Below are 3787 nucleotides of genomic sequence, written 5' to 3'. Positions count from 1 at the left end.
CAGGACGCATCGGAGCCGGTCGCGGGTCGGGCGCGACACCGTCGTGGGCGACGAGCGCCTCCGCGCGCCCCAGCGCCGGTCCCGGCGCGAACAGCGACAGGATCTGCCAGGGTGCGCGGGCCGGCGTCTGCGGGAATCCCAGCGCGGCAGCGGACTCGGCGTCGACGATGCCGTAGCGCACTCCGGTGTCCGCGACGTAGAACAGCGAGCCGCGCCGGTCGCCGTCCGGAACGATCGAGGTGCTCTGCACGTAGGCGCCGCGCCCGGGTGGCACATATGCGGCGTCCGCGTTCGGGCCCGGACCGTCGGCCTGGGCCAGCCCGACCGGCACGGCGTCCTCCTGGATCGGCAGTGCGCGACCCGCGGAGACCGTCAGTTCCGAGCGGCGCTGCTCGGCGGCACCGTCGACGGGGTACCACGTCAGACAGCCGACGGGCCGGTCGGCCGCGTCGACGATCGACGGGACGGTCCGCGGGAACGTGTCGACCGCCAGTTCGTGCACCGTCGGCGCCTGGTTGGTCGTATCCGGAGGGACGATCGGAATCTCCGCGGCGCCTTGCGAATCCGAGTAGTGGATGATCTGGGCCGTGGCCTCGGACACCTCCTGTACCCCGTCACGCAGCACGACGTAGTAGCGGCGGCCGTCCGGCTCGGCCATCGCGACCACCGAGCCCACCGTCAATCCGTCGATGGGATAACCGGGTTCGGTGCCGGCCCCGTCGATGAGGGGTGCGGTCAGTCGTGGCACCTCCGGGATCGCCTCGATCAGTCCGGCCCCGGCCGGGCGCACCATCGTCTCGTCGATGCCGAGCACGCGGGTCAGCGCGCGGTCGTGCAGGTCGATTTCCGCTCGCGTCCCGTCGTAGATCAGGTAGTGCGTTCCTCCGGCGGCGACGAGCAGTGCTTCACCGTCGAGGACGCCGATCCGATCACCGAACTCGGGTGTTCCGACGACGAGAGTGGTTGTCGTCGAACGGTTTCCGGTCTCCACCGTGTCGCACACGGTCCACGGTTCGTCGCCGGAGTGGTGTGTCAGGGCGGACGGGGCCCCGGGGATGCCGACGAGCGGGCCGCGCGGACGCGTCGCGAACTCCTCGTCCGCGACCACCACCGGTTCGGCCGCATTGCCCAGCACGAGGCGCGCGGATGCGAGGTTGAGCACCGGATGGAACGCACCGTCGACGGCGACGAACATCGCCCCGGAGTCGCGGCCGATCACGACGGCGGCGTTGCCGATCTTGTCCTGCGGCCGGAACAGTGCCAGCGCCGCGCACCCGGCGAGAACGAGACACGCAACGACGGCGCCGACCGCGAGTGCCCGCGCCTGCGAACGCATCGGGTCGCCGATCATCCGCACGTCCCGGCGGACCAGCGCATGCTCCATGCGCCGCACCAGGAATCGGTAACCGCTGACCTGCCACCGTGTGGTGGGTTGCGCTGCCATGCTTCCTCCCCCGTACCGCACGCCCCCTGCCGCCACACAGTACAGTTCGCTCGGGGAATGTCGGGTGGGCCCTGCGGTCCGCCTCGACCGGAGTCGGGGGAACAGCGATGGACCGAGTGGAATCCGCACGGGCACAAGGGACGGGCCTCGTGCGACTCGTCGTCGCCCAGTGTGTCGCCGCGGCGACGTGGGTGGCCGTGGCGGCGGCCGGTGCACCCGTGGCGATCGCCGCCGCCGTCGCGGTGTGCGTCGCCGCGGTGGTACTCGTGCGCATCCGCGGTCGCGGTGTGCCCGACCTCGCGGTGGTGCTGTGGCTGTACTTCACCGGGCGATACCGGCGGCCGGGGCGACCGGTCGATCGTCCCCTCGGATCCGGCCGTATCGGACTGATCCGGGACGGCACCTGCCTGAGCGCGGTAGTCGAAGTTCTTCCCCCGCCTGCCGACAGCGCTCGCCTCGACCGCGATCGTGCCGCGCCGGGCCGGGTGCTGCCGCTCGCGGCGATCGCGCGGGGCCTGTCGCACCACGACGTCACCCTCGACGCGATCGACGTCGTCGCGCACGGTCGGCGCGTCCTCGACACGACGCCGGCCGGCCGGGTCTACGCACAGCTCGTCGGGCCGCTCCCGGCCGCATCGGTGTGCACGGTACAACTTGCGTTGCGGCTCGACGTGTCCCGATGCCGCGACGCCGTCGCGCGGCGCGGCGGCGGCGCCGAAGGGGCCGCCCGGACAATCACGGTCGCGGCGCAGCGACTCGCGCGGATCCTGGGTGAGTCCGGTCTGCGCACAAGGATTCTCGGTTCTTCCGAGATCGATGCCGCGGTCGCGCGCATCACCCGCGGGGTCGATCCCGCCGAGCTCGAAAGGCACTGGCGGAACGTCCCGTTGCCCGGCGGATTCGACAGCGGCGGAGTCGTCGAGCCGCGCCGGCTCGATCGTGCGACGTTGACCGGGTTCTGGTCCCTTCCGTCACTGTCGTCCACCGTGACGGTGCGGCTGCGGCCGGGTTCGACACCGGACCGGTTCCGGGCCGGTGCACTCGTGCGCACCACGACACGCTCCGCCGAGCCGCTCGCCGCGCCGGGGTTGCGTCCGGGGCGGGGCCGCGACCGTGCAGCTCTCGTGGCCGCGTTGCCGCTCGCCGTGCCGGGACTCGAGAATCTGACGATGCTGCGCTCCCTGACGACCGCGGATCTCGACGCGCTGACGCTGCCGGTTGCCGGATGCGGCCAGCTCATCGGATCCGACGAGTCCGGGAAGGCGGTCGCCGCGCGGCTGACGGGGGCGGGCGTGCGCTCGGTGCACGTGGCCGGGGAACTGTATCTGGCCCTGCAGATCGTGTTCCGGGCGGTCGCGGTCGGCGCCCGGGTCGTCGTCCACACCGACCGCCCGCACGCGTGGCAGCCGCTGCTCGACGGCGCAGCCGGTCCGGATCGGCTGCGTCTGGCGGGCCGTCATCCCGGCGACGTCGAGTTCGACACGGTCGTCTACGACGGCGTGCGACCGGCGACCGTGCCGCCGCACGTCACCGCACTGCACGTGCACACCCATCCGGATCAGTGGCCGCGCGAGCGTCCCGATCTGACACTCGTGCAACCGGGTGCCGTGGGCAACCGGGTGGTTCTCACCGCCGGCTCGCAACGCACCGCGTTGACGCTGGTGACCATCGCCGCCGAAACCGCGCACATCGGCCGGCCTCGCACGGCCGAACCCGCGACCGCGCGCTGAGGTCGCCGATCAGGGCGTGTCAGCCCGGATAGGGTTCGGTCTTCCGCCCGGCCCGCACGGTGCGCGCCCACCAGGCGATCTCGTCGAGCATCCGCTCAGCCGCATCGATCGCGGCACCGTCGGAGGTGCTGCCGTCGGCGGCGAACGCGTGCTTGACGCGGTGGAAGCTCACGGATTCCCGGACCGGCACCATGTGCACCTCGATCAGCACCTGGCGGAGTTGCTCGACGGCCCGCAGCCCTCCGGACAACCCGCCGTAGGCGACGAATCCGACCGGCTTGGTGCGCCATTCGTGTTTGACGGTGTCGATCGCGGTCTTGAGCGACGCCGGATAGCCGTGGTTGTACTCGGAGGTGACGATCACGAACGCCTCGGCGGCACCGATCCGGCGGGTGAACGCCTCGGCCTCGGCTCCCCCGGACAGATCCTGCGGCAGCGGGGTGTCGGCGAGATCGAGGATCCCGACGTCGAATTCGGATCGCCGGCGCGCGGTGTCCGCGAACCAGTTCGCGACGACAGGAGCGACACGTCCGGCGCGCACGCTCGCCACGATGATGTCCAGCTTGATCGGCTCGGTCCCGTCCATGGCTGTATCCAACCATTCGGTAGGCCG

3 protein-coding genes are annotated in these 3787 nt (G+C 71.8%); 1 reads left to right on the top strand and 2 read right to left on the bottom strand.

The window, feature by feature from the left end; genetic code table 11:
• A partial coding sequence (eccB, locus tag I0Q12_RS11285; RefSeq protein WP_197252006.1) for a type VII secretion protein EccB occupies window positions 1-1444 on the bottom strand: 1444 nt, incomplete at its 3' end.
• Between the two features lie 107 nt (window positions 1445-1551).
• On the opposite strand from eccB, the gene eccE reads away from it, so the two are divergent.
• Complete coding sequence (eccE, locus tag I0Q12_RS11280; protein WP_197252005.1) at window positions 1552-3174, top strand: type VII secretion protein EccE; 1623 nt, start codon at window positions 1552-1554, stop codon at window positions 3172-3174.
• 19 nt (window positions 3175-3193) lie between these two features.
• Here the strand turns inward: eccE and I0Q12_RS11275 are convergent, their stop codons facing one another.
• Window positions 3194-3760: an NADPH-dependent FMN reductase gene (locus I0Q12_RS11275; RefSeq protein WP_197252004.1), complete on the bottom strand. Its 567-nt coding sequence runs from the start codon at window positions 3758-3760 to the stop codon at window positions 3194-3196.
• Between the last annotated feature and the right edge of the window lie 27 nt (window positions 3761-3787).

It is taken from the genome of Rhodococcus sp. CX (assembly GCF_015865005.1).
Classification (GTDB): Bacteria; Actinomycetota; Actinomycetes; order Mycobacteriales; family Mycobacteriaceae; genus Rhodococcus.
Note: the sequence above shows the minus strand (reverse complement) of the source record. Positions and strands in the feature narration are given on the sequence as shown.

What these genes read in the sequence shown, in the direction of transcription:
- eccE (WP_197252005.1), top strand. Translation starts at nt 1,552, where the DNA reads ATGGACCGAGTGGAATCCGCACGGGCACAAGGGACGGGCCTCGTGCGA.
- I0Q12_RS11275 (WP_197252004.1), bottom strand. Translation starts at nt 3,760, where the DNA reads ATGGACGGGACCGAGCCGATCAAGCTGGACATCATCGTGGCGAGCGTG.